A 22,346-nucleotide genomic window follows, 5' to 3' on the forward strand; every position below is an offset into this window, starting at 1 on the left:
TGAGCCGGAGCACGGTCCCGCGCCTGGTCGACGTTCTTCCGGAACCGGGGGTGCCCGCGCCGCGCGTGGGCGGTCGCGACGAATCAATCCGCCTCCTTCTCGGGCCCCGATCTTGCGGATCCCCGTGAACGGTTCAGCAATGGCAAGGCCGTCAGAGGAAACACGACCACTGACAGAAGGCCTGCCGCCACCAGCGCGGCGGCGTTAGCCGGTAGGATCGCCTCCAACTTCAAGCCGATCGTCGTCGCAGCCACGATGACCGGGAGCGAGGTGGCCTGCAAGAGTCCGCTGGCCATGACCTCGGCGCGCGAGAGGCCGGCGCTGCGGTAGACCAATGCGGGCACTCCACGAACGAGGAGGAGCGCGGCAAGGAACATCGGTACCCGCAGCGCCGTTCCGGCGTCCGCGAACAGGGCTCCGAGGTCGAACTGGATGCCGCTCGTCACGAAGAAGACCGGGATGAGAAAGCCATAGCCGAGGCCCTCCAGTTTGACGTGGAACTGCGGGTGCGTCTGTTTGGAGTCGGGGTCGACCAGCCGTAGCACGGCCCCTGCGATGAAGGCACCCAGAACGGCCTCGAATCCGAGATGCAGGGCGACCGCGGATAGACCAACGATCAGAACCATTGTCAAGCGGACCCGGACTTGAGTGCTCGTGTCCGCCAGGTTCATTACCGTCTGGGACAGCCACATGGAGCGTCCTGCGCGTATTGAGGCCACCACGATGAGCACCATCAGGCAGGCAAGGCCGAGCAGGAGAAGCAGCCTGGAAGCCGGGCCCGAGGCATGCTCGGAGAAGAACAGCGACAGCAACACCACAGCGCTGATCTCACCTGCCGAGCCTCCACCGATGGTCAGCTGGCCAACTGGCCGGTCGACCGCGCCGGCGTCCTCGAGGATCGGGACCAGAAGTCCCACAGACGTGGCCACCAGCGCGGTGCCCAGGAGCAGCGGGCTCTCGAACAACCCGGCAATGTGCAGCATCCAGCCGACGGCTGCGGCCAGCGCAAGTGTGCCGGCCAGACCAATACCGACGAGCCTCGCCCACGGCCCGCGTAGTTGCTGGAAGTCGATCTCGAGCCCGGCAAGGAACAACAGGAAGCTCAGTCCAATGATCGACAAGGCCTGAACGGTGGCGTCCGGCTGCACCACATTCAGCACGGCCGGGCCAAGAACGACGCCAGCCACGATCTCGAGGACCGGGCCCGGGAGAGGGACGCGGGGCACGAGGGCGAGGAGGAAGGGGACGCCGGCGGCTACCGCGAGAACGATGACCAGGTTGTCGTACGACATCGCGACTCCGGCGGCCGGTCGGCGGGGCAAGGTTCTGACCTAGATTGCCCCATCCGAGGGTGTTATGGCCGGTCGAAGAACCAACCGGCGCGTCTCCCCGCTCCGACAGGTCTGCTCCGCGCAGTTCGGCGAGCAGGGGCTCGTGCCAGCGAGGCGGGACTGCGGCCTCGGTCCAGTCCCGCGGTCGGCGCCGGCTGGTCACCCCGGAACACCGCGGCCACCGCATAGTGATACGGCAGGACAATCGCCTTGCGCGGGTAACGACGGGTGAGCTCCTGGGGGAGACCGGGCCAGACCAATCGCCCCTCGCGCACCCCCACGGCCACCCGGAACGGGACTCCACGGCGAACGCCAGCAGCCGGTCCAGCCCAGCCCGGCGTCCCGGGCCTCCCGCGCGGGGGCGGGCAGCGCGGACGTACGGCGCTGGTATCTACGCGATGTCCGGTCATGCTCTGGGGCATCCAGTAGCGGGCCTCGTCGTCACTGGCCCCTTGTCAGCGAGCCTGTCTGGTGGGCGTCAATCCGCTGTCCGCGCCCGTTGCGATGCGCGGAATCCGTAAGCGAATCAGAAACGTGGCAGGTCGTCCGAAAGCGAAGCCCGGTGATGAGATGCGCCAGCCCGCGCTTCCGGCTCGACCGGAAGGAGGGACAATGCTCGAGTACGGCAAACATCTAGAGGTTGTTTCCCGTCTGCCATAGGAGCAATGCCGTGTGACACAGGAGAGTGGCATGGAATAGTGGGCGCCACCTGCGTCTTGGGTTACAGGCGCGGAGAAATGAGATGACAGGACGGACACAGAGAGCCGTTCTGGCAGGCGGATGTTTCTGGGGCATGCAGGATCTCATTCGCCGCCTGCCTGGAGTGACGGGGACTCGCGTCGGCTACACCGGCGGTAACGTGCCCAACGCCATGCACCGCAACCACGGCACACACGCCGAGGCTATCGAGATCACACTCGATCACGACCAGACCGACTTTCCCACGCTGCTGGAGTTTTTCTTCCAGATCCACGATCCGACTACGAAGAACCGCCAGGGTAACGACGTCGGTCTCCCCTGAAGTCGCCCGCCCAGCGCAGCCACGGACCGCTGCCTCGACGCGCTTCTTGTTCTCATCGCGGACGGGGCGTACGGCCTCGGTGGGATAGGCATGAGGGCGCCTGGGGCCTACGGACTCGCCGGAATTCCGTGCCCGTTCCCGCAGCCATCGCCACGGGAAGAGTAGCGTGGGAGGGGCGAGGCGAGTCCCGTGTTCGCACCGGCTCCCGAAGACGGGTGGTCCTCATGGTCGGCTCTGATTCACCCCTTGATTCCCTGCATCTGCCGAGCGGCGTTCATCGGGCTGTGCGTCCGGGGTGCGCGCTCCTCCGGCTGGAGACGACGGAGTCGCGGGAAGGTGTGCTGGATGGTGCGTGGTGGCCGCGGTCGCGCGACATCGCTGCCGAGCTGCCCGAGCTGCTGAGCGCCCTCACCAGGCACCTCGGCCCCGTCACCCGCGTCGGGCTGGACACCGCGGCCTGGGCAGGGCTCCCGACGCGGATCGTCGTCGACGACCGGGTGGTGCACATCGACTCCTTCCCCGTGGGTGACGACACCGTCCTGATCACCCGGGGCGACCGGGACCTCTTCTCGCTGCTGGTGGTCCCGCCGAGCGCGACACCCGAGGCCGCCCGCGTCGCGATGGCCCAGGCCGTTCGGGCAGACAACATCAGCCAGGCTGAGCAGATCCTCATTGATACCGGACGCGGGCAGGAGCCGTCGGACTGATGCGCCGCACCTCGACCGAGGCCGGTGAGGTCAGCCGCGCCACTCCACCATGAGCAGCGTCGCGTCATCCGTGGTGTGTCCGCCCCGCGCCCGCTTGAGCGTGTGGGACAGGGAACGGGTCACCGCCCGGACCCCGCGGCCGGTCCTCTCCAGATGGTTCACACAGTCGATCAGCTGGTCCTCCCCGAACTCCTCCCCGCCGGACTTGTGCTCCTCGACCACTCCATCGGTGAAGCAGAGGACGCGGTCCCCGCGCTCCAGCCCCAGTTCGCTGATCCGCGGCTGTGAACCGCCCAGGCCGACCGGGAGGGTCGTCGGGGCGACCAGGCGCTTCGCGACGCGGTGGTCGCGGACGAGGATCGGGGGCGGGTGCCCGGCATTGACCCACTGCACCCGTCCCATCGTCGTGTCCAGCTGCAGCATCTGCGCGGTGACGAAATGCTCGGGACCGAACTGCTCCGCCACGGCGCGGTCCATGAAGTCGTAGATCTCCGACAGTCTGATGCCGAGGCGGCGGGCGTGGCGGTAGGCGCCGATGGCCACGGTGGCCATCGTGGCCGCGTCCAGTCCGTGGCCCATCGCATCGATCATGACCACGTGGAGGACGTCGCCGTTGAGGGCGTAGTCGAAGCTGTCGCCGGCCACGTCATAGGCGGGTTCCAGGATCCCGGCCACGGCGACCCTGGGCATGATCATCGCCAGCGGCGGCAGCAGGGACCACTGGATCTCCGCGGCGGCGCTCATCGCCTCACCGCGTCGGACACGGAAGAACAAATCGGAATAGCCGTGCTTGGTCACCAATAGGTCGGCCACCAGGCCGGAGATCCGGTGCAGCAGGCGGCGGTCGTCGTCATCGACGCTGTCCAGTGTCACCGCCATGATCCCCACCTGGTCGCCGCCGTCCAGCAGTGGCATATGGACCCGGACGCCGTCCTCCTCGGGCAGCTCGACGGGGACCGCGTCGAGAAAGCAGCGGCCCGCCTCGGAGCCGTCGATCATGTGTGGTTGCCCGTCCGTGAGGCCCTCACCGGGCAGGGGCACGAGTAGCAGCTGGCCGTAGTCCTGCAGCAGCACCTGCGGACGGCGGCCCCCCAACTTCTCCACCACGTCGGCGACAAGCGGCCCGATCAGATGGGGAGGCAGCTCGTGCGCGCGATCGAGAACCGCTCCCAGCAGCGCTTCCCCGAAGCTCTCGGAGCGGTCCGCGCGCCGTTCGGACGTCATCCGCTCACCCGCCATGATCTGCACGTATCGGTTGGGTGGGACGACGAAGAGATTGCTCGTGCCATCGCTCCACTGGGGGACGTCGACGACCGAAGCTGCCGGCCGGTCACATGGGCCCGACGGCATCAGGCCCTCACCTGAGTCCGGGGCCTCCTTCCGACTCCCATGTGGCTTCTCCGTCGAGGCCGTTCTCGGCGAGTGCGAGGATGCGCGGCGCCGACAGCGGGTTCTCGGGGTCGGCGGCGGCGGTCAGCAGCCGGCTGGCCGCTCCGGCCGGCTCGTCGGGTGGGATCACCAGCAGTTCCCAGCGACCCACCGTGCCGCAGTCCAGGGTGATGGCATGCGCTTCGGCGGCGAGGCCGGTCAGGGACACCTCGATCACGTGGCCGGGCGCAAGCACCGTCTGCGGGGCATCGGGCCAGGACGCGGTGTCCACGGTGACGCGGATGACGGTGCCGACAGCCGGGTCCAAGGAGCCGACCAGCGCGGGCAACTCCAGTTCCAGCGCGTCGCAGCGCGGCCACCACGCTCCGTCCAGCGGGCCGTGGCTGACGTCCGGCGTGACACTCAGCCGGGGCAAAGGCATCCGATAGCTATGTGCGTCACCTGGTGACGTACCCTCGGCGGGCTTGCTGACAGCGTCCATCGTGCGATCCCCGTCCCGGGCGGCCTGCGGCTGCCCGCGTCTGTCACTCGCCGGGAACGGCTCCGCCGTGGTCGCGCGGCCGAATAGCTCTCGGTGCACATCAGCCTACTCCGGCCACGGCAGACGGTGCGGCGCTCAACCGTCGTGCAGGTGGCAAGCGGCTCGGCCGTCCCGGCTGCCGGCTCATCGTCCCTTTGCTTGATCACCGGCTCGCCGGGGACGGCCTTTCCACGGGCAGGATCAGCACGCACGGGGCGACCGGGCTGGGCAGCCCGACGATCTCTCCGAGGTTCTGCCAGCCCCAGGACTCGAGGGCGGCTTGTCCGGCCTGGTCGAACGGATGGAGCAGGGCGACTCCCATGGCTGCGTGCCGGTCGGTGAGCAGGCGCTGCTGCAGGCGGCGGGCGATGTCGCGGTGCTGAGTGTGCGGATGGGCGTCGACCTGAGTGAGTACGACGAATCGTGCGCAGGCGGTGAGCCGTTGGATGCTCTCCTGCAGCGTTCGGTCGAGCCCTCTGCGGCCGGGGCCGTCAGGGCCCACCGGAAATCCGAAGGAGCAACCGACCAGCACCGTCGTCTCGGCGACCAACAGGGCGAAGCCGGGACGGTGGGCACTGACCGCCAGGCGGTGCACGAAGTCCCCACGGTCGTGGAACGCCTCACCGGGGGTGCCCGCGACGGACGCCATGGCCAGGTCCGCGATGTCCTCCCGCACCCCCTCGACCTGCCAACGGGTCAGCCGGCGCAGACGGATCCCGTCCTTGAGGGCCGGCTGATCCGGCCCACGAGCGGGTTCATCAGGCGTCCGCGTCCCGGTACGCGTGAGGTCGCCGAGCAGCTCCGGTGGCGCGGGACTGGTGGGGGCGCGAGGAGCAAAGTGGATCCGGTGGCGGAGAGGAGCCGGGTGATTTGTGCGCACGGGTGGTGCAGCTGCAGGGAGGCGTGCACCCGGCCGGCGCGGTGGGACGCCCCCAGGAAGACGTCCAGGCCCTTGGAGTCGCAGGAGTTGACCGTGGTCAGGTCGATGTCGATGACGGTGACTCCGTCGCGCAGACACTGCTCCAGTGCGGCCCGCAGCAGCGGCACCGTTGCCGGTCCGATCGTACCGGCGAGTGTGACGAGCGCCTGCTCCCCGCGGTTCCGCCGGTGGATGTCCAGCCGGGAAAGGACCATCACGCCTCTCCTCGGCAGGGGCACAGGCCGGCAGGGGCGCGCGGAGCGAGCGCACCTATGGTGAACGTGCGCGAAGTTGCTTCGACCGCGGCGGACATGATGCCGACCCGTCTCCGCACCGACCGCTCGGACGGCCCGGGGTTGATCTCTAGCCGAGGACGACCTCGGCGTGGCAGCCGGAGCGCGTGATGCCCTCGGTACCTCCACCGTACGCCGCCCGCAGCCCACCTCGACGTGCCGCGCGCACCTCGTCACGGCCCCCACTACGGAGGAAACCAAGTCCACGCACAGTACCTCCGCGCCGCGTCAGCCCCGCGCCTCCTCGGCCTCCATGAACTGGATCCCCTTGTGCGTCAGTGTGACCATCGCGGGTGTGTTTCCGCGTGCCCAGTCGACCTCGATCAGCCCTTCGACCGCCAAGTACGTGCAGGCCGCCGCCAGGTCCTCCGCGGGCATGGCGAGATCGTGGCACAGCTTCATCCCGGTGGTGCCGAGGAGGCGATTACCTTCCACGGCCTCATACAGGGTCTGCATGATCGCCTCGCGGTAGTGCTTCCGCTCTTGGAGTGTCGCCATGGCTGCCTGCCTTTCGTGCCGGCACCTCCGCACAACGTCTGGCCAGGGCGTTCCTTGGCCTCCGTCGAGGGCCTTCGCCTCGGATTTCGTCCGGCCAAGTGTGATCGCCCGAGGAGGACCGGCTGGTCACCAGCCAGGAGCGCGCCGGCTCTGCCATGCGCGTGGTGTCCACCGTGAGGTGGAGACATGTTCCGCCGTCGGCGCCTGCTGGGTAGCTGCGCTGTTCGGTGGCGTCGAAGCAACGGCGGAGGACCTCCGCGACATGGCGAGCCGCCTCCGGGGTCGCGGCGAGGATCCGGACCTGCGCGTGCCCGGTCGGCGGCCACTCCGGTGACTTCATGGTGCCCTCTTGGTCCTCACGGAGTGTGGCGCCGCCAGGGGGCCCACTCGAGGCGGCCGCCCCCGGGCTCTTCCGGTTCCGCCGACCGATTCCCGGTAGGGCGTCGCTGTAGTGGAAGCCACCGATCCTTTCGGCATGCTGAGCGTTGAGCCGGTGGATCACGAACATTCCCGCGCTGATCACAACGATGAGCACGGCGATCACGACGAGTGTCTCCACGTCCTCACCTCCTCGGGGAGGAACTCAAGAGCCCAGCCGCCGAAGCGGCTCCGCCGTCGGTCTCCCATTCCTCTTCCCGGCTCCGGACCTCTGCCGCGTTGCGGCTCATGGCCTCGTCGGCCATCAGACCGCTGGCGGTGCAGAGGCTTCCCGGAACGGCTGCTGCCGCCATCAGCCGGGCGGCGGCGGTCGGCTCCGTCTCCGGTGGGATCACCAGCAGGTCCAGGCGGCCCACCGTGTAGGAGAGGAGGATCAGTTTGTTCGGGTCCTGCTCGGCGGCGAACCAGCCGACGTGCACGATGTGCCCAGTGACAGGCACCTTGTGCGGGATGACGGGCCAGTGGGCCGGGTTCACGATGACGCGGGTGATCCGGCCCCAGCGCGCGTCCAGCGCGTCCGTCAGGCCGGGGATCTCCCGGAGGAGATCGCGGGAGCGGGGCCACCAGGCACCGTCCAGGAGACCTGGAGCCGAGGCCGGCGGGGTCAGGGACAGCCGGGCCGGCGCTGAGGACAGCCGCTCTTCGGCGATCGCATGGTCGATGGTCGCAGTCATGACGCGGACCTGTCCCCGGGGCTGGTCTTCGACGTCCCGGTGTTGTTGCTCGCCAGGAACGACACCGACATGGCGGCCGGTGTGCGAAGTACTCCCGGTGCTTTCACTCTACGCCGTTGCGAGGCCCCCAAACGTGTACGTGACCAGGCATTTTCCCCAGAGGGCGCTGTCCGGAGCCGCCGGCGAGCGGCGCCGGCGCGGCCCGTGCCGCGATGGCCAGGGCTGTGCGGACCGGCACCGTCATCCAGACCGAACAGATCCCGGCCGACACCAGCAGTCATCAGGTACACGGGGTCCCACGAAAGCCCCTCGGACGGGCCGGGAACACCGCACGCCCAGGGAATGACGTCTGGAGGTACGGCGCCCGTAGTGTCCTCCCGCTGGGAGGCGCCGATTTCAAGGCGGTCGAGGCCGTGCCGCCCGTGGGGGTGGATGTCCGGTAGCGATGCCCGCCTTTGTCCCACTGGTGCCGTTAGGGTGCGCGACATGGCCCGTACTCGGCTGTACCGCGACGGCATCCTGGTCGAGGAGGACTTCCCGGTCCGGGACATCTCCCGGCACCTGGCGGATCCCTCCTCGACCGTGTGGCTGAACCTGCGTCGGCCGACGCGCGCCGAGTTCACGGAGGTCGGCGAGGAACTCGGTCTCCACGAGCTTGCTCTTGAGGACGCGCTGCACGAGGGACAGCGGGCGAAACTCGACAGCTACCGCACCCACCACTTCCTCAGCGTCTACGCTGTCGCCGTCGACGCGGACGACGCCGCACTGACGATGAGGGAGCTCGCGGTCATCCTCACGCCGCAGGCGCTGATCACCGTCTGCAAGGACGCCGAGTTCGCCCTCGACGAGGTGGTCGCCCGCTGGGACCGTACCCCGGCTCTCGCGGCACACGGGGTCGCCTTCCTATTGCACGGACTGCTCGACTATGTCGTCGACGGGCACTTCGCCGCGGTGCAGCAGCTCGAGGAGCGTATCGAGGAACTGGACGATCTGCTCTTCGCCGAAAGCAGTCGGCAGATCCAGACCATTCAGCGCCGTTCCTACGCCCTGCGGAAATCACTGGTTCGGCTTCGTCGCGTCGTGCTGCCCATGCGGGAGGTCGTCAACGCCCTCATGCGCCCCGACCTCAAGGTCGTCGACGGCCCCCTGCTGCCGTACTACCGCGATGTGTACGACCACGTGCTGCGTGCCAGTGAGTGGACGGAGTCACTGCGCGACCTGGTGGCCTCGGTGATGGAGACCAACCTGTCCGTGCAGGCCAACGCGATGAACCTGGTCATGAAGAAGGTGACGAGTTGGGCCGCGATCATCGCCGTGCCCACGGCCATCACCGGCTTCTACGGCCAGAACCTCCCCTACCCGGGCTTCGGCCACCAGTGGGGGTTCATTGTCTCCAGCGCCGTTATCGCCGTTGCCTCTCTCATGCTGTATTTCGCTTTCAAGCACTGGGACTGGCTCTGACCGCACACGCTCCTGCGCGCTCGTCGGCAGATGAGCCATCACCAGGGAGCGTCTGCGTCCACAACGCCGGCCGCCACCTACCGTGGACCTGTCAGTGACTTTGTGTAAGTCCCTGGGGGTTACCTGGTGTTGAGCCGGTCCTCGAAGAACAGTGAGAACTGGTTCAGCGCCTTCTTCCAGTGTGCAGCGACGTGGTTGACATCGCTCGCCTTCGGGGTGATCAGCTCGCGCACCGCGAGGTAGAGCACCTTCAGCGCGGCCTGTTCCGAGGGGAAATGCCCGCGATTGCGGGTGGTCTTCCGCAGCCGGGCGTTGATCGATTCGATCAGGTTCGTCGAATAGACGACCTTCCTTATCTCCGGAGGGAATGCCAGGTAAGGCGTGAACTCGCTCCACGCGGCCTGCCAGGTCCGCACGACCGCCGGGTAGCGTTGGCCCAGCTCCGAGGCGCTGAACTCCTCCAGTGCCTGCTCGGCGGCCTGTTCGGTCGGCGACGCGTAGATCGCCTTCAACGCCGGAACGAGCTTGGGGTGGTCACGGCTCGAGGTGAGCCGGAGCGAGGCCCGAATCAAGTGGATCACGCACGTTTGGACCGTCGCCCTGGGCCAGGTCGCAGTGACGGCCTCGGGGAGGCCCTTGAGTCCGTCGCAGGCGACGATGCACACGTCCTCCACCCCGCGGTTGCGCAGTTCGGTGAGCACCGTCATCCAGGTCGTGGCGCCTTCGCCTCCGTCGCCGACCCACAGGCCGAGGACGTCCTTGCGGCCGTCCATGTCGACGCCTACGGCGAGGTAGACCGGCCTGGAAACCACCGATCCAGAACGGATCTTGATCCATAGGGCGTCGATGTAGATGATCGGCCAGACCGCGTCCAGCGGCCGGTTCTGCCAGGTGGCGAGCTCGTCGGCGACGGCATCGGTGACCTTGCTGATCAGGTCCGGTGAGACCTCCACGCCATAGATGCCGGCCAGGTGCGAACGGATGTCGCGCACGCTCATGCCACGGGCGTAGAGCGACAGGATCCGCTCGTTGAACCCCGCCAGCCGCCTCGCGTGCTTGGGCACCAGCTGCGGCTCGAAGGACCCCTCGCGATCCCGCGGAACCGCCACCGTCACCGCACCCGCGTCGGTCAGCACGGTCTTCGGCGAGGTGCCATTGCGGCTGTTGCCCGAGCCACGGCCCGCCGGATCGTGCTTCTCGTAACCCAGGTGCTCGGTCATCTCGGCTTCCAGGGCACGCTCCAGCACCGCACGGGTCACCTCGGTCAGTAGCCCGCCCTCGCCCAGCAGGGCCGCCCCTGAGGCGTCGGCACGATCCATCAGCCGCTCGACGACCTCGTCCACCAGCTTCTGCTCGACCGCCTCGGCGGCCGGGGTTTCCTTGTCTGCCATGTCCGTCCGTCCCGGCTGGTCAAGGCTCCAGGGCTGGGCCTCGGCCAGCCTGTCACATCACGGACTTACACGATCTTTCAGACACGCTCCCTACCGTGTGCCGCGGAAGGAGTCCTCGGAGCGCGACCCCGGTATGCGAAGCGGATCTGAGGCCAGCTCAGGGCATCCGATAAGGCGGTCGCGATCACCTTGGATCACGGCAGGCGGGGCGAGGGGTGAGGCAGCGTGCGGACCTGTGGCCGTTGCGGCATCCTGTCCCGTGAGCGCGGCGTTCCCCAGGGCGAGCAGGTTGAGGGCGGTGGCGTAGGTGTGGAGCCGGGGGGCTTCCAGGAACCGGCAGTGCCCTTGCCTCGGTGCGGCAAGTGGTCAATGGTCTACGGCAGTCCACAATGGCCGGTATCGCACGGTCACCGTGGCGATGTTCCGGCTCGGCGACGTACGGGCCGTGGGGACATGCCGGGCGTGGACTGGGAGGCCGTCCGGGGTCTGCCCAAGGGCGCGGTGTCGCCGCTGCGCGAGTACGCGGCCCTCGCCCTCACCCGGGCCACGGTGGTGAAGGGCTTCGCGCAGGCCCTGGCCGACCGGCACGGTACGACGGTGTGGGCTTGGAACTCCCCGTACTCCGAAGAGCAAGTCGTACACGGCAACAAGCCGAGACCGGCCCGCGGCCACGCTCCAGTACTCGCCGCAGACGAGAAGGGCCTGGCCTGGCCGTAGGAAGACGGGCACGAGGGTTGTGGCGGTTCTGGCCGCACCTTCGCGGTTCGGGCGCAGGGGCCGGTCAATGTTCTGCACGATCTCGACCTGGGAGCCGCGGGTGTCGGCGATGCTGGCCGGCTCGCGGCGGCATCCCGAGGATTTCAGCCCAGGGCGGGGTAGCCGCCGGCAGCGAGGTCGTCGATCAGGCTCGGGTGGGTGGGCTGCCAGCCGAACCGTTCCCGGGTCAGCGCACTCGACGATGGCATGTCGAGGGCGAACACGCGGCCGATGACGCCGAAGCGCTCAGACGCCACCGACTCGACCGGTACCGCGAGAACGCCGCCGATGGCCTCGGCCAGTGTCCTCATGGTGTCGCCCTCGTCGGCTACCGCGTGCAGGACCGTGCCCGGCGCAGCGTCCTCGAGTGCGATGCGGAACAGCGTGGCGGCATCAAGCCGGTTGACCGCTGGCCATCGCTGTGTGCCGTCACCGACGTACGCTGACACGCCGGTTTTCTGCGCGGCGGCGATGAGCACTGAGCAGAAGCCGTATTGCGACCCGCGCTGGTGCACGGAGCGCGGCAGCCGCACGACAGAGGAGCGGATGCCCTGGTCGGCCAGGGTCAGCACCATCTGGGAAGTGTGGCCGCGGCCGCCGACCGGACCGTCGGTGGTGTCGGGGTCGTCCTCGGTGGAGGTGTGGCCTGGCATCATCGGCGTGAGGCCGGCATGCACGAACGGCTTGCCGCTGCCTGCGAGTGCGCCGGCGAGGGTCTGCACGGCGCGCGCTTCCTCGTCGATGCCCGCTTCCAGGTTGTTCCAGTCGTTGCTGAAGGCCAGGTTGATGACGCCGTCGGCCTGTGCGGCACCGGCGCGGAGGCTGTCGAGGTCGGTGAGGTCGCCGCGAAGCGGCGTCCCGCCGGCGGCGGTGACGGCCGTCGCCGCGGCATCGGAGCGGACGAGGCCGAGGACCTCGTGACCTGCGGCGATGAGCTCGGGGACGACAACTGAGCCGATGCTGCCGCTGGCGCCGGTGACGAACACGCGCATGGGGGCTCCAGATGAGGGCTGCGACGCTGCGTTGCAGGATGGGCATGTGAGGGTCAGGCGTGGCGGTTGTGGGTGTCTGGATCCACGGGTTGCTTGGACTTGGGAAGCCCGCCGACTACGAGACGGTAGGAGTCGGTCACGAGCTCCTTCACCAGCTTGTCGTCGATGGTGTCTCCGCCCTCCATTGTGATCCAGTGTCTTTTGTTCATGTGGTGGCCGGGCGTGATGTCTGCGTACTTCTGACGCAGGGCTGTGGCGTCGTCCGGGTCGGCTTTGAGGATCACGACGGGGCGTCCCGGCATGTCGGTCATGAGCATGAAGACCTTGCCGCCCACCTTGTGGAGCTCCCAGTCGGGGTCGAAACGATGCTCCTGGTCGGTGCCGGGCAGTTCCTCGGTGTGATCGCGCGCGATCTTCTGCAGTTCCTGTCCGTCCAAGCTGTGTCGTTTCGGGTCCTTGGCGCCGGTCGGTGGCCGGCAGTGGACGGCCACCGACCGACGGGCAGGTCATGGTCCTGATCTCCGCCACGGCCATCTACGGCAGGACGCGGATGATCGTCTTGCCGCGGCGTCGCGTGTCGGGTTGAGGGCGCCGATGGCGTCGTCGAGGCTGGCGACGTCTCCGATGTTGGTCCGCAGCCGTCCGTCGCGCACCCGCTGCACGATCTCACCCAGCTGGGCGCGGTCGACTTCGACGACGAAGCCGATGGCCAGGCCGTCAGCGGGCCGTGCTTCGACCGGGCCGACGACGGACACCAGGGTTCCTCCGGCCTTGATCAGGGCGGCGGACTGCCTTTGAACGTCGCCGCCGATGACATCGAAGACCAGGTCGACGCCGCTGACGTCCTTGAGCGTGTCGTTCTCGAGGTCGACGAACTCGTGCGCGCCGAAGTCGAGTGCCTTCTCGCGGTCGGCGGCGCGTCCGGTGCCGATGACGTAGGCGCCGGCTTCACGTGCGAGTTGGGTCACCATCGTCCCGACCGCCCCGGCCGCGCGCATGCAGCAACTCGGCCGCATCAGCGCTGAGGCAGATTCCAGGCAGCTGGCCAATCTGCTCCTTGCTGCCTTCCAGGGCGGCATGCTCCTCGCCCAGGTCGCGCGGGACATCGCTCCACTGAAAGACGCGTTGCATGCAGCCATCGACCACCTGCAGGCCTTCACGACGTCTCCCGACGCCGGCGTTCTCAAAGCTCGGGGAGGGTGACGTACGGCGCATGCGGGGCCGCGTGCTCCAGCGCCTGCACCCAGCCGACGAGGCCCCCGTGAACCTGGCCGTCGCCGCTGCCATGACCCGCGAGCCCGCCAGCCTGCGAAACGACCCACTGCCGACGCACCGGCTTTCCGTCCGCACGCCGGTCAGCCAGGCCTCGACGAGAATCTGACCTATGTCCCGTGAACCTGAGGCTTACACAGGTCAGACGCTGTGCGGCAGCGCTTCGCGTTCCCCGTTGCGTGCCTTCTTGCGCACCGAGACCGGCGGCGCCGTCGTCCTGGTCGCCGCCGCGCTCGCCGCACTTCTTTGGGCCAACGCGGCACCTTCGGCTTACGCATCGTTCTGGGACACCCGCCTGTCTGTCCGCTTCGGGGCGTACGGGATCTCGCTCGGCCTGCGTGAGTGGGTCAACAGCGGCCTGATGACGCTCTTCTTCTTCGTCGTCGGTCTGGAGGCACGCCGCGAGTTCGACATGGGCGAACTGCGCGAGCGCAAGCGGCTCACGCTGCCGCTCGTCGCGGGGCTCAGCGGCATGATCGTGCCCATCGCCCTCTACCTCGCCGTCAACGCCGGCCACGGCAGCGAGCACGGCTGGGGTGCGGCGATGTCCACCGACACCGCGTTCGCCCTGGGCGTGCTGGCCGTCGCGGGCCGCGGCATGCCGCCCGGACTGCGGATCTTCATTCTCCTGCTGAGCGTGGTCGACGACTTCCTCTCCCTCGGCGTCATCGCCTTCGCCTACAGCGACCGCATCGCCGTGCCCGCACTCGTCGTCGCCATCGCCGCCCTCGCACTCGTCCTGCTCAGCCTGCGGCTCGGCGTACGCCACGGCAGCGTGTACTTGCTGCTGGGCGTCGTCGCCTGGGTCGCCCTGCTCGAGTCGGGTGTGGACCCGGTCGTGATCGGTCTCGCGCTGGGGCTGCTCACCTACGCCTACCCCGCCTCGCGCGCCGATCTGGAACACGCCAGCGGCCTGTTCCGGCTGTTCCGCGAGCAGCCCACTCCGGAACTGGAGCGGTCCGTCCGCGTCGGCATCGCCTCGGCGATTTCCCCCAACGACCGCCTGCAACGCATCTACCACCCGTGGACCAGCTACGTGGTGGTCCCGCTGTTCGCTCTCGCCAATGCCGGCATCGAGATCAGCGGCGGTCAACTGGCACGAGCCTTCACCTCGCCCGTCACCCTCGGGATCCTCATCGCTTACATCGTGGGCAAGCCGCTGGGCATCGTCGGGGCCTGTGCGCTCACCACGCTCGCCTCCCGCGGGCGGGTGCGCCTCCCGGTCGGCTGGGGCGCGGCAACCGCCGGCGGTGCGCTGTGCGGGGTCGGGTTCACCGTTTCCCTGCTCATCGCGACCCTCGCCCTCCACGGAGCACGCCTCGACGAGGCCAAGCTCGGCATCCTCGCCACACTCGTCTGCTCCTACCTGACAGCCCGGCTCGTCACCGCAGCGATCGGCCTTCTGCCGCCTGCGCTGCGCCTTAGGGCCCTGCTCGGGAAGGCGGAGACGATCGTCGACCTGGCCGTGCCCGTCGACCCCGACCACGATCACATCCGAGGGCCACACCACGCCGCCGTCACCGTCGTGGAGTACGGCGACTACGAATGCCCCTACTGCGGGCAGGCCGAGCCCGTCGTCCGTGAACTCCTCGCCGACTTCGGAGACCTGCGCTACGTATGGCGCCACCTGCCCCTGACCGACGTGCACATCCGCGCCCAACTCGCCGCCGAAGCCGCCGAAGCAGCCGCCCGCCAGGGCCGCTTCTGGGAGATGCACGACCTGCTGCTCAGCCATCAACAAGCCCTCCGCATCGAAGACCTGCACGCCCACGCGGCCGCTATCGGCCTGGACACCGAGCGCTTCGAACGAGACCTGCGCACTCACACGGGCGCAGCCCGCATCGCCGAAGACGTCGAGTCAGCCGACCTCAGCAGCGTGGCCGGCACCCCCACCTTCTTCATCAACGGCCGCAGACACCACGGCGCCTACGACCTCACCAGCCTCACCGCCGCCGTCCGCGCAGCCCGCGAACGAGCCTCCGTCGCCACGTGACAGGGCCAATCCGCTCCTTGCCGCCTTCCAGGGCGGCATGCTCCTCGCCCAGCGGCCGGGTCCTTGCCGGCTGCCACTCGTAGAAGCCGTCCGCCGGAAGCAGGCAGCGGCGGAAGGCCGGTCTCTCGTGCACGGTCTCGACTCGGGCGTTGACCGTCCGGGCGCCGATCTTCGGTTCCTCCGCCCAGGACGGCACCAGGTCCCAGCGCAGCGGCCGCAATTCCCTCAGCGGTGCTGCGTCATCGCCGTCGGCGTGCGGGGCCGCGTTCCAGGACGGCCCAGACGTCGTCGGTCGGGGCGACGTCCCAGCTCGGTGCGAGCGCCTCTGGTTCGGGAAGATCGGCAGCTGGCGCCTGAGCGGTCGCGTCGTGCGAGTAGAAGGTCACTGATATCCAACTGAGATCCGTGGGTCTGGAACGAACCTCCAGGGTGCGGTGGCTGCGGGCCTCACCGATGTGGGCGCGGGGAGCGTTCAGGCTCCGGCAGTGTCGACGATGATGTTGGTGCGACCGTCAAGGTGGCCGATTCCACCGTGCACGCCACGGTCGGCGGCTTCCGGGCTGCTGATCGCGACGGAGGCGAGAATGCTCACGGTTGGTTACGATGTCGATACGATAGGTGGTGAGCGACACATGGTCACGCGCGGATTCACGGGACGTCCTCGACGCACGGAAGGCGCGGTCCCGCCGGGGCAGTTCGTCACCAGCGACTTCCCGGTCCTCACGGCGGGCCCGACCCAGCACGTACCGACCCGCGCGTGGGAGCTGGTGGTCACCGACGGGACCACGGAGAGGACCTACGCGTGGGCATCGCTGCGCGATCTGGGCGTGGTGGACCTGACCACCGACATTCACTGCGTCACGCACTGGTCCAAGCTGGGGACGACTTGGCAGGGCGTTCCGGTGGCGGCCGTGCTGGAGGACGCCGGGGTGGCCGACGAGCCCTACGCGCTGGTGTCCTCGTACGGCGGCTACACCACGAACGTCCCGGTGGAGGACCTGGTGGACCGCGACGCGATGGTCGCGGTGGGCTACGAGGGCGGTCCGATCCCGGCCGAGCACGGCGGGCCGGTCCGGCTGCTGGTGCCGCACCTGTATCTGTGGAAGTCTGCCAAGTGGTTGCGCGGGATCCGGGTGATGCCCGAGGACGAGCTAGGGTTCTGGGAGAACGCCGGCTACCACCACCGCGGTGACCCGTTCCTCGAACAGCGCTACTACGGTGACTGACCGTTCAGCGATGCCACCGCGCGTGCGCCCCGTTCGCGGCTGGCGAGCCGCCACTGTGGCCGGTACGGCGCGTGAGAGCGCCTCGGCGCGCAGCATCCGGCTCGCCGTCGACGGCTGGCCGGGGCATGTCGCCGGCCAGCACATCGACGTCCGGCTCACCGCCGAGGACGGGTACCAGGCCACCCGCAGCTTCTCGCTGTCCTCCGCGCCCGGGGAGGCGCCGCAGATCACAGTGGAACGCGTGGACGACGGCGAAGTGTCTCCGTACCTGGTCGACGTGGCCACCGACGGTGATGCCCTGGAGGTCATGGGACCGGTGGGGGGCTATTTCGTGTGGCAGCCCGGCGACGACGTACCGCTGCTCCTGCTCGCCGGCGGCTCCGGCATCGCGCCGATGCGCGCCATCTGGCGGGCCGCCCGCGCTCACGGCACTCCGGTGCGACTGGTGTACTCCGCGCGCACCGCGGATCGGGTCATCTTCGCCGACGAGCTGCGCAGTCCCAACGGGCCGGAGAGCACCGTCCACCTGACCCGGGAACGCGCGGCGGGGTTCGAGCACGGCCGGCTGAGAGCCGAGCAGCTGAGCGCGCTGCTTCGTCCAGGTGGTGTTCGCGAGCCCCGGCTGCGGGCTTACGTGTCCGGCCCGACCGCCTTCGTCGAGGAAGCCGCCCGCGGACTGATCGGCGCCGGCTTGGACGCCGACTCGTTGAGGACCGAGAGGTTCGGATAGGAGGCCCGCAGTGAACGCAGAGGAAGACCTCCTCTCCGTGCCCCCGGAGGACGGCTATGTGGACGGCAACGCCGTCGCCGGGGCGATGTCCCTGGCTCTGGGCCGGGACGCAACCACGATCGTCCTGGAGTGTGCCGAGTGCGGGGATCGGCACCGCGTCGCCGAGACCAGGGTCTATCTGCGCTGTCCCGGCATGGTGGTGCGCTGTCCGGCGTGCTCGGCGTGCGAGGTGCTGCTCGTCGACCGACCACGCCGGCTCCAGCTCACCCTGATGTCGATCCGTACCTTGGAGCTGCCGTGACCCCCGCCCCGCCGGGCGAAGACCGAGAGGCGGTGGCCGAGCGGCGTGCTCGGGCGGCCCGGTCGCTGGCATGCGCGGACATCGTCGACGCCCTCGGACGAATCCATCGGCACCACGCACACATTGACGACCTTGTCACTCCGACACCAGGCCGGGTCCTGTTCGGGCCGGCGGTCACGATCTCCTTCTTCCCCTCCTGTTCGGTGCTGGTGGACCCCGAGACCCACACCTTCGGCGCTCTGTTCCAGCAGGCGGTGGGCGTCAAATCCGACGATGCCCGGGGCAAGGTGCTGGTACTGGCGAGCAACGGCCACCGCGACGTCTCCATCGGCGGCGGCACCAAACTTTCCCTGCTGGCGCGCTACGGCCTGGCCGGTGTGCTCACCGACGCACGGCTGCGAGACTTCGCCCAGCTGCAGTCCTACCCCTTCGCGGCCTACTGTTCCGCGGAGGCCGTGCGATGGGGCGGCGATGTGATCACGCCGTACCAGGCAAACGTGCCGATCGTGGTCGCGGGGGTGGGCGTGCACCCGGGGCAGTACGTCTTCGCCGACGACTCCGGCGCGGTGGTGATCCCCGAACCCGACATCGACGCCGTGCTCGACGGAGCCGTGGCGGTGGGCAAGGAGGAGGCCGCGTTCCGTGCCCAGGTCGAGCAGGAGCGCACGACCGGCGGAGCCGGCACCGAAGGACAGCGGGAACGCTGACACACCAGGGCAACGAGGAACGTCACTCCGGCCGAAGCGGGCTCTGCGAGTCAAGTCCGACACCGGGCAGGTCAGCGGTCGTCCAGCCCACCACCGCTGTTGGCCCATTCCAGGGCACTCAGGGGCGCACGCGAATGACGGTCTTGCCCTTGCGCCGCTCGGTCGGGTTGAGCGCAGGGACGGCGTCGTCGAGGGTCGCGACGTTTCCGATGTGCGTGCGAAGACGCCCGTCCCGCACCCGGTCGACGATCTCCACCAGCTGACTCGGAACGGACTCGACGACGAAGTCGACCGCCAAGCCGTCGACAGGGCGAGCCTCAACAGGCCCGACCACCGTCACCAGCGTCCCGCCAGGCCGGATGATTCTCGCCGAGCGCCTTTGGATGTCAGCGCCGATGACATCGAAGACCACGTCGACCCCGCCGATGTCGTCGAGATCCTCGGTGGCGAGGTCGAGGAACTCGTTCGCGCCGAAGTCGAGCGCCGCCTGGCGGTCCGCCGCCCGCCCGGTACCGATGACGTAGGCGCCGAACTCCCGGGCGAGCTGCGTAACCACGGATCCGACTGCGCCGGCGGCGCCGTGTGCGAGGACGCTCTGCCCCGCCTGAAGACGACCGTGCTGGAACAGACCTTGCCACGCGGTCAGGCCGGAGATCGGCAGGCTCGCACCCACCGTGAAGTCGACGTTCCCCGGCAGCGGCGCCAGGTTGCGTGCCTCCACGGCCGCGTACTCGGCCAGGGTTCCATCGCGATGCCAGTCCGTGATCCCGAACACCCGCTGTCCCAGCGAGAGCCCCGTCGTGCCGTAGCCGAGGGAGGTGACCACTCCGGTGAACTCGTGGCCGATGATCGCCTGGGCTCGATCGCGACCGGCGCGATCGACCCACGTCGAGGGCCACTCCCACTCCGCGGGGACGAAGCCCGCCGCATGGACTTCAACGACGACGTCGTTGATCGCCGGCGTCGGCTCAGGCCGCTCCGCGAGTGTGATCCCGGCTGCTTCCGCGGCCGGATCCGTCGCGACGATTGCCTTCACTGGTACCTCCGTATATCTCGTGCTCGCCGGCTCTGTGCGCCGCCCAAGCCATGGAGTGGGCTGATTAGCCCACAGAGGAACGGCAACAAGATCCGTCATCGCAGACGGATGGACCACTGAAACGCGTCGAGTCCAACCGGAGCTCGACGAGCACCACACGCCCAGGGCAGCAACACCCACCCAGGCGCTAGTCTCACGGCGATGTCGTATACGACATCGGTACGACACGGCTCGTGCGATTACGACATCAGCCGTAAGACCCAACATCACTGCCCAAGGACAGCAGTTCGCCTGGGGCAGACAGGAAAGATCCACGAAAGACTGGCCAATGCTTCCAGTGACATGTCAACGTATACGACCTTCCTGGAAAACCCCAGGCCAGGAAGGTGATGGCGCGTGACGGTAGGCCGCTAGTGTGATGCGCCTGAAATCGCAGGCTTAAGTCTCTCGCTGATTTTCGGTGGCTGGCGGAGTGAGCTTGGTGAGGTAGTCGGCGAGGGATTTGAGGATCTCGTCGGCGGTCTTGGTCCAGGTGAAGGGCCGGGGGTTCTCGTTCCATGAGTCGATCCAGGCCCTGATGTCCTCCTCCAGCGCCTTCACCGAGGTGTGGACGCCTCGGCGGATGAGCTTGTCGGTGAGCAGGCCGAACCACCGCTCGACCTGGTTGATCCAGGAAGAGCCGGTCGGAGTGCAGTGGACATGGAAGCGGGGGTGCTTGCCGAGCCAGGTCTTGATCTCGGGGGTGTTGTGGGTGGCGTAGTTGTCACACACCAGGTGCACATCGAGCCCGGCAGGAACCGCCTTGTCTATCGTGACCAGAAACTTCTTGAACTCGACGGCCCGGTGGCGGCGGTGCAGTTCACCGATGACAGTGCCGTCGGCGATGTTGAAGGCGGCGAACAGGCTGGTGATGCCGTGTCGCAGGTAGTCGTGGGTGCGCCGTTCGGGCATGCCCGGCATCATCGGCAGCACCGGCTGCGAGCGGTCCAGCGCCTGAATCTGGCTCTTCTCGTCCACGCACAACACCACGGCTTTCTCCGGCGGGTTGTGGTATAGGCCGACGACGTCGACGACCTTCGCGACGAACTGCGGGTCGGTGGAGAGCTTGAAGGCGTCCTGCAGGTGCGGCTTGAGGTCGAACTTCTTCCAGATCCGCCCGATGGTGGACTTCGACAGCCCGGTGCGGGCGGCCATGGAGGCCCGCGACCAGTGGGTGTCCTGGCCCGGGGCGGATTCCAGCGTCGCGACGACCACGTCCTCGACCTGGTCGAGCAGGATGGACGGCGGCCGGCCGGGCCGCGGCTCGTCGACCAGACCGTCCAGCCGCCGCTTGACGAACCGGGCCCGCCAGCGGTTCACCGACTGCTCGCTCACCCCGAGCTCGGCCGCCACCTGCTTGTTCGTCCCGCCCTCCGCGCACCGCAGCACGATCCTCGCGCGCAGAGCCAAAAACTGCGCGGTCTTCGCGCGCCTCGCCCAACGCGTCAGCTGAGCCCGTTCGTCATCACTGAGCACCAGCTCCGACTTGCGTCGGCCCGGCCGCGGCTCATCCGCAAGCCCGGCCATCCGCCGGGCAGCAAACCGCGAGCGCCACTTCCTCACCGTGTCCGCGGTTACCTTGAACTCCGCCGCCACACGCGTATTCGGCTTCCCATCCGCACACGCCAAGACGATGCGTGCCCGCTCGGCGAGACGGGGCGCCACTGCCCCGCCCGCCCAGCGCAACAACTCGGCGCGCTCCTCATCGGACAGCACAACTTCGACGGCACGAGGACCCCGAGACATGAAAACAGGCTACAGACTTAAGCCTGCGATTTCAGGCGCATCACACTAGGACCACGACAAGTACCGCCGGCTGGTTTGGGACCTCGGCGTGAAGCCACTGATCGCCCGGCGCGGCACCGAGCACGGTTCCGGACTCGGCACTCAACGCTGGGTCGTGGAGCGTGCGTTCGCCCACCTGCACTGGTTCCGTCGCCTGCGGATCCGCTGGGAGATCCGCGACGACATCCACGAAGCCTTCCTCACCCTCGCATGCGCGCTCATCTGCTGGAGGCGCTTGAAGCCCTTGCAATAGGAGCGCTTGGAACTTCAACAAAGTGACAGGCTCGTCACCCGGCCGACCCGAGCAAGGCCAAGAATCAGGCTCCGGCGATGGTCCGGCCCGGCATCCGCTCCGCGAGCGCGGCCCGCCAGGCCGGCGCGTCGAAGGGGTCGGCGAAGTACTGCGTCTCGTGCATCACGTGTTGGTCAGCGAATTCCATGATGCTCACCGAGTACGAAGGCACACCGTCGTAGGTGATGAGGCATTCGCTCACCCACAGATTCGCATGGCCGGTGATCCGCTGGACGGTGAAGTGTCGGTCGGCCGGGTGCCCGCCGCGTTGTGCCGAGATCGCCGCTCGGCCCCGGAACCGCTCGCCTGACTGCGGGTAGTCCAGGATCGCGTCCGTGGCGTAGATGGCGTGCTCGGCTTCGGTGTCCCCGCGTTCCGAGGCCCGCCAATGCTCCTCGACAGCGGCCCTGGTCCGGGAGTCAGCATTCATGGCACCGCCCTTCCGTAGCGGTGACAGCCTAGGCGCTTCGGGCCACAGCCGACTGAGGGCAAGCCGGGCCTGGGCAGCCAGGTCCTCCCTTTGGCCGGATCGGAGGGCGGCAGCCGTCCACCGTGGCAACGGTGTTGAGTGACCG

At 68.5% G+C, this 22,346-nt stretch carries 23 protein-coding genes and 4 pseudogenes; 11 read left to right on the plus strand and 16 right to left on the minus strand.

Annotation, left to right across the window (positions count from 1 at the left end; genetic code table 11):
• Positions 1–83 precede the first annotated feature (83 nt).
• Positions 84–1,292, minus strand: a complete 1,209-nt coding sequence (locus BFF78_RS41945; RefSeq protein ID WP_069783253.1) for a cation:proton antiporter — start codon at positions 1,290–1,292, stop codon at positions 84–86.
• A gap of 781 nt (positions 1,293–2,073) precedes the next feature.
• Here BFF78_RS41945 and BFF78_RS41950 point away from each other — a divergent pair.
• Positions 2,074–2,346, plus strand: a pseudogene (locus tag BFF78_RS41950) (peptide-methionine (S)-S-oxide reductase); the annotation flags it as partial.
• A gap of 230 nt (positions 2,347–2,576) precedes the next feature.
• On the plus strand, positions 2,577–3,059 hold the full coding sequence (locus BFF78_RS41955) for a DUF5994 family protein (RefSeq protein ID WP_069784155.1): 483 nt from the start codon (positions 2,577–2,579) through the stop codon (positions 3,057–3,059).
• Positions 3,060–3,089: 30 nt separating this feature from the next.
• Here the strand turns inward: BFF78_RS41955 and BFF78_RS41960 are convergent, their stop codons facing one another.
• The 7 genes and pseudogenes from BFF78_RS41960 to BFF78_RS41985 all read right to left on the minus strand — a co-directional run bounded on the left by BFF78_RS41960 (position 3,090) and on the right by BFF78_RS41985 (position 7,790).
• Positions 3,090–4,283: a PP2C family protein-serine/threonine phosphatase gene (locus BFF78_RS41960; RefSeq protein ID WP_069784156.1), complete on the minus strand. Its 1,194-nt coding sequence runs from the start codon at positions 4,281–4,283 to the stop codon at positions 3,090–3,092.
• 133 nt (positions 4,284–4,416) lie between these two features.
• A complete protein-coding gene (locus tag BFF78_RS41965; protein WP_069783254.1) occupies positions 4,417–4,869 on the minus strand; it encodes a DUF5994 family protein in 453 nt (150 codons plus the stop codon).
• A gap of 262 nt (positions 4,870–5,131) precedes the next feature.
• The gene (locus BFF78_RS48910; RefSeq protein ID WP_227026088.1) at positions 5,132–5,644 is read right to left on the minus strand and encodes a hypothetical protein; all 513 of its coding nucleotides are present in this window, start codon (positions 5,642–5,644) and stop codon (positions 5,132–5,134) included.
• Between the two features lie 20 nt (positions 5,645–5,664).
• Positions 5,665–6,102 carry an STAS domain-containing protein gene (locus tag BFF78_RS48915; protein ID WP_069783255.1) on the minus strand — a complete coding sequence of 146 codons (438 nt, stop codon included), beginning with the start codon at positions 6,100–6,102 and terminating at the stop codon, positions 5,665–5,667.
• Between the two features lie 306 nt (positions 6,103–6,408).
• Entirely contained in the window at positions 6,409–6,678 is a 270-nt protein-coding gene (locus BFF78_RS41980; RefSeq protein WP_069783256.1) for a hypothetical protein, read from the minus strand.
• Between the two features lie 85 nt (positions 6,679–6,763).
• A pseudogene (locus BFF78_RS48920) lies at positions 6,764–7,018 on the minus strand (hypothetical protein); the annotation flags it as partial.
• Between the two features lie 223 nt (positions 7,019–7,241).
• Complete coding sequence (locus BFF78_RS41985; protein WP_069783257.1) at positions 7,242–7,790, minus strand: DUF5994 family protein; 549 nt, start codon at positions 7,788–7,790, stop codon at positions 7,242–7,244.
• Between the two features lie 486 nt (positions 7,791–8,276).
• Between BFF78_RS41985 and BFF78_RS41990 the strand changes: the two genes are divergently transcribed.
• The gene (locus tag BFF78_RS41990; RefSeq protein WP_079161718.1) at positions 8,277–9,251 is read left to right on the plus strand and encodes a magnesium transporter CorA family protein; all 975 of its coding nucleotides are present in this window, start codon (positions 8,277–8,279) and stop codon (positions 9,249–9,251) included.
• Between the two features lie 119 nt (positions 9,252–9,370).
• Here the strand turns inward: BFF78_RS41990 and BFF78_RS41995 are convergent, their stop codons facing one another.
• Entirely contained in the window at positions 9,371–10,642 is a 1,272-nt protein-coding gene (locus BFF78_RS41995) for an IS256 family transposase (RefSeq protein ID WP_069783258.1), read from the minus strand.
• Positions 10,643–11,095: 453 nt separating this feature from the next.
• On the opposite strand from BFF78_RS41995, the gene BFF78_RS46635 reads away from it, so the two are divergent.
• On the plus strand, positions 11,096–11,359 hold the full coding sequence (locus tag BFF78_RS46635) for a hypothetical protein (RefSeq protein ID WP_069783259.1): 264 nt from the start codon (positions 11,096–11,098) through the stop codon (positions 11,357–11,359).
• Positions 11,360–11,502: 143 nt separating this feature from the next.
• Here BFF78_RS46635 and BFF78_RS42005 read toward each other — a convergent pair whose 3' ends face one another.
• From BFF78_RS42005 to BFF78_RS42015, 3 genes are all read right to left on the minus strand, one after another.
• Positions 11,503–12,390: an SDR family oxidoreductase gene (locus tag BFF78_RS42005; protein WP_069783260.1), complete on the minus strand. Its 888-nt coding sequence runs from the start codon at positions 12,388–12,390 to the stop codon at positions 11,503–11,505.
• A 53-nt stretch (positions 12,391–12,443) separates the two neighbouring features.
• Positions 12,444–12,827, minus strand: a complete 384-nt coding sequence (locus BFF78_RS42010; protein WP_069783261.1) for an MmcQ/YjbR family DNA-binding protein — start codon at positions 12,825–12,827, stop codon at positions 12,444–12,446.
• Positions 12,828–12,896: 69 nt separating this feature from the next.
• Positions 12,897–13,388: a zinc-binding dehydrogenase gene (locus BFF78_RS42015; RefSeq protein ID WP_227026089.1), complete on the minus strand. Its 492-nt coding sequence runs from the start codon at positions 13,386–13,388 to the stop codon at positions 12,897–12,899.
• On the opposite strand from BFF78_RS42015, the gene BFF78_RS42020 reads away from it, so the two are divergent.
• Both BFF78_RS42020 and nhaA read left to right on the plus strand, forming a co-directional pair.
• Positions 13,387–13,593: a hypothetical protein gene (locus tag BFF78_RS42020; protein ID WP_069783262.1), complete on the plus strand. Its 207-nt coding sequence runs from the start codon at positions 13,387–13,389 to the stop codon at positions 13,591–13,593. The two genes, BFF78_RS42015 and BFF78_RS42020, sit on opposite strands and share 2 nt — an antisense overlap.
• 181 nt (positions 13,594–13,774) lie before the next feature.
• Entirely contained in the window at positions 13,775–15,655 is a 1,881-nt protein-coding gene (gene nhaA / locus BFF78_RS42025; RefSeq protein ID WP_069783263.1) for a Na+/H+ antiporter NhaA, read from the plus strand.
• 40 nt (positions 15,656–15,695) lie between these two features.
• On the opposite strand, the pseudogene BFF78_RS42030 reads toward nhaA, so the two are convergent.
• Positions 15,696–16,041: pseudogene (locus BFF78_RS42030) on the minus strand (SOS response-associated peptidase family protein); the annotation flags it as partial.
• Between the two features lie 246 nt (positions 16,042–16,287).
• On the opposite strand from BFF78_RS42030, the gene BFF78_RS42035 reads away from it, so the two are divergent.
• The 4 genes from BFF78_RS42035 to BFF78_RS42050 are packed head-to-tail and all read left to right on the plus strand — an operon-like array spanning position 16,288 to position 18,619.
• Positions 16,288–16,881 carry a molybdopterin-dependent oxidoreductase gene (locus BFF78_RS42035; protein ID WP_069783264.1) on the plus strand — a complete coding sequence of 198 codons (594 nt, stop codon included), beginning with the start codon at positions 16,288–16,290 and terminating at the stop codon, positions 16,879–16,881.
• 10 nt (positions 16,882–16,891) lie between these two features.
• On the plus strand, positions 16,892–17,611 hold the full coding sequence (locus BFF78_RS42040) for an FAD-binding oxidoreductase (RefSeq protein ID WP_069783265.1): 720 nt from the start codon (positions 16,892–16,894) through the stop codon (positions 17,609–17,611).
• Positions 17,612–17,621: 10 nt separating this feature from the next.
• Positions 17,622–17,912, plus strand: a complete 291-nt coding sequence (locus tag BFF78_RS42045) for a DUF6510 family protein (protein WP_079161720.1) — start codon at positions 17,622–17,624, stop codon at positions 17,910–17,912.
• Positions 17,909–18,619: an RraA family protein gene (locus tag BFF78_RS42050; RefSeq protein ID WP_227026090.1), complete on the plus strand. Its 711-nt coding sequence runs from the start codon at positions 17,909–17,911 to the stop codon at positions 18,617–18,619. The genes BFF78_RS42045 and BFF78_RS42050 overlap by 4 nt, the downstream gene beginning before the upstream one ends.
• Positions 18,620–18,737: 118 nt before the next feature.
• On the opposite strand, the gene BFF78_RS42055 is transcribed toward BFF78_RS42050, so the two are convergent.
• Together BFF78_RS42055 and BFF78_RS42060 are read right to left on the minus strand one after the other, a co-directional pair.
• The gene (locus BFF78_RS42055) at positions 18,738–19,655 is read right to left on the minus strand and encodes an NADP-dependent oxidoreductase (RefSeq protein WP_069783266.1); all 918 of its coding nucleotides are present in this window, start codon (positions 19,653–19,655) and stop codon (positions 18,738–18,740) included.
• Positions 19,656–20,093: 438 nt separating this feature from the next.
• Positions 20,094–21,440: an IS630 family transposase gene (locus tag BFF78_RS42060; RefSeq protein WP_079161095.1), complete on the minus strand. Its 1,347-nt coding sequence runs from the start codon at positions 21,438–21,440 to the stop codon at positions 20,094–20,096.
• A gap of 49 nt (positions 21,441–21,489) precedes the next feature.
• On the opposite strand from BFF78_RS42060, the pseudogene BFF78_RS45150 reads away from it, so the two are divergent.
• A pseudogene (locus BFF78_RS45150) lies at positions 21,490–21,732 on the plus strand (transposase); the annotation flags it as partial.
• 64 nt (positions 21,733–21,796) lie between these two features.
• On the opposite strand, the gene BFF78_RS42070 reads toward BFF78_RS45150, so the two are convergent.
• Positions 21,797–22,201: a nuclear transport factor 2 family protein gene (locus BFF78_RS42070; RefSeq protein WP_069776442.1), complete on the minus strand. Its 405-nt coding sequence runs from the start codon at positions 22,199–22,201 to the stop codon at positions 21,797–21,799.
• Positions 22,202–22,346 lie beyond the last annotated feature (145 nt).

This window comes from Streptomyces fodineus (assembly GCF_001735805.1).
Classification (GTDB): domain Bacteria; phylum Actinomycetota; class Actinomycetes; order Streptomycetales; family Streptomycetaceae; genus Streptomyces; species Streptomyces fodineus.

Coding starts and splice junctions, on each gene's coding strand:
- BFF78_RS41945 (WP_069783253.1), bottom strand. CDS start 1,292: ATGTCGTACGACAACCTGGTCATCGTTCTCGCGGTAGCCGCCGGCGTC.
- BFF78_RS41955 (WP_069784155.1), top strand. CDS start 2,577: ATGGTCGGCTCTGATTCACCCCTTGATTCCCTGCATCTGCCGAGCGGC.
- BFF78_RS41960 (WP_069784156.1), bottom strand. CDS start 4,283: ATGACGTCCGAACGGCGCGCGGACCGCTCCGAGAGCTTCGGGGAAGCG.
- BFF78_RS41965 (WP_069783254.1), bottom strand. CDS start 4,869: ATGCCTTTGCCCCGGCTGAGTGTCACGCCGGACGTCAGCCACGGCCCG.
- BFF78_RS48915 (WP_069783255.1), bottom strand. CDS start 6,102: ATGGTCCTTTCCCGGCTGGACATCCACCGGCGGAACCGCGGGGAGCAG.
- BFF78_RS41980 (WP_069783256.1), bottom strand. CDS start 6,678: ATGGCGACACTCCAAGAGCGGAAGCACTACCGCGAGGCGATCATGCAG.
- BFF78_RS41985 (WP_069783257.1), bottom strand. CDS start 7,790: ATGACTGCGACCATCGACCATGCGATCGCCGAAGAGCGGCTGTCCTCA.
- BFF78_RS41990 (WP_079161718.1), top strand. CDS start 8,277: ATGGCCCGTACTCGGCTGTACCGCGACGGCATCCTGGTCGAGGAGGAC.
- BFF78_RS41995 (WP_069783258.1), bottom strand. CDS start 10,642: ATGGCAGACAAGGAAACCCCGGCCGCCGAGGCGGTCGAGCAGAAGCTG.
- BFF78_RS46635 (WP_069783259.1), top strand. CDS start 11,096: ATGCCGGGCGTGGACTGGGAGGCCGTCCGGGGTCTGCCCAAGGGCGCG.
- BFF78_RS42005 (WP_069783260.1), bottom strand. CDS start 12,390: ATGCGCGTGTTCGTCACCGGCGCCAGCGGCAGCATCGGCTCAGTTGTC.
- BFF78_RS42020 (WP_069783262.1), top strand. CDS start 13,387: ATGCAGCAACTCGGCCGCATCAGCGCTGAGGCAGATTCCAGGCAGCTG.
- BFF78_RS42015 (WP_227026089.1), bottom strand. CDS start 13,388: ATGCGCGCGGCCGGGGCGGTCGGGACGATGGTGACCCAACTCGCACGT.
- nhaA (WP_069783263.1), top strand. CDS start 13,775: ATGTCCCGTGAACCTGAGGCTTACACAGGTCAGACGCTGTGCGGCAGC.
- BFF78_RS42035 (WP_069783264.1), top strand. CDS start 16,288: ATGGTCACGCGCGGATTCACGGGACGTCCTCGACGCACGGAAGGCGCG.
- BFF78_RS42040 (WP_069783265.1), top strand. CDS start 16,892: ATGCCACCGCGCGTGCGCCCCGTTCGCGGCTGGCGAGCCGCCACTGTG.
- BFF78_RS42060 (WP_079161095.1), bottom strand. CDS start 21,440: ATGTCTCGGGGTCCTCGTGCCGTCGAAGTTGTGCTGTCCGATGAGGAG.
- BFF78_RS42070 (WP_069776442.1), bottom strand. CDS start 22,201: ATGAATGCTGACTCCCGGACCAGGGCCGCTGTCGAGGAGCATTGGCGG.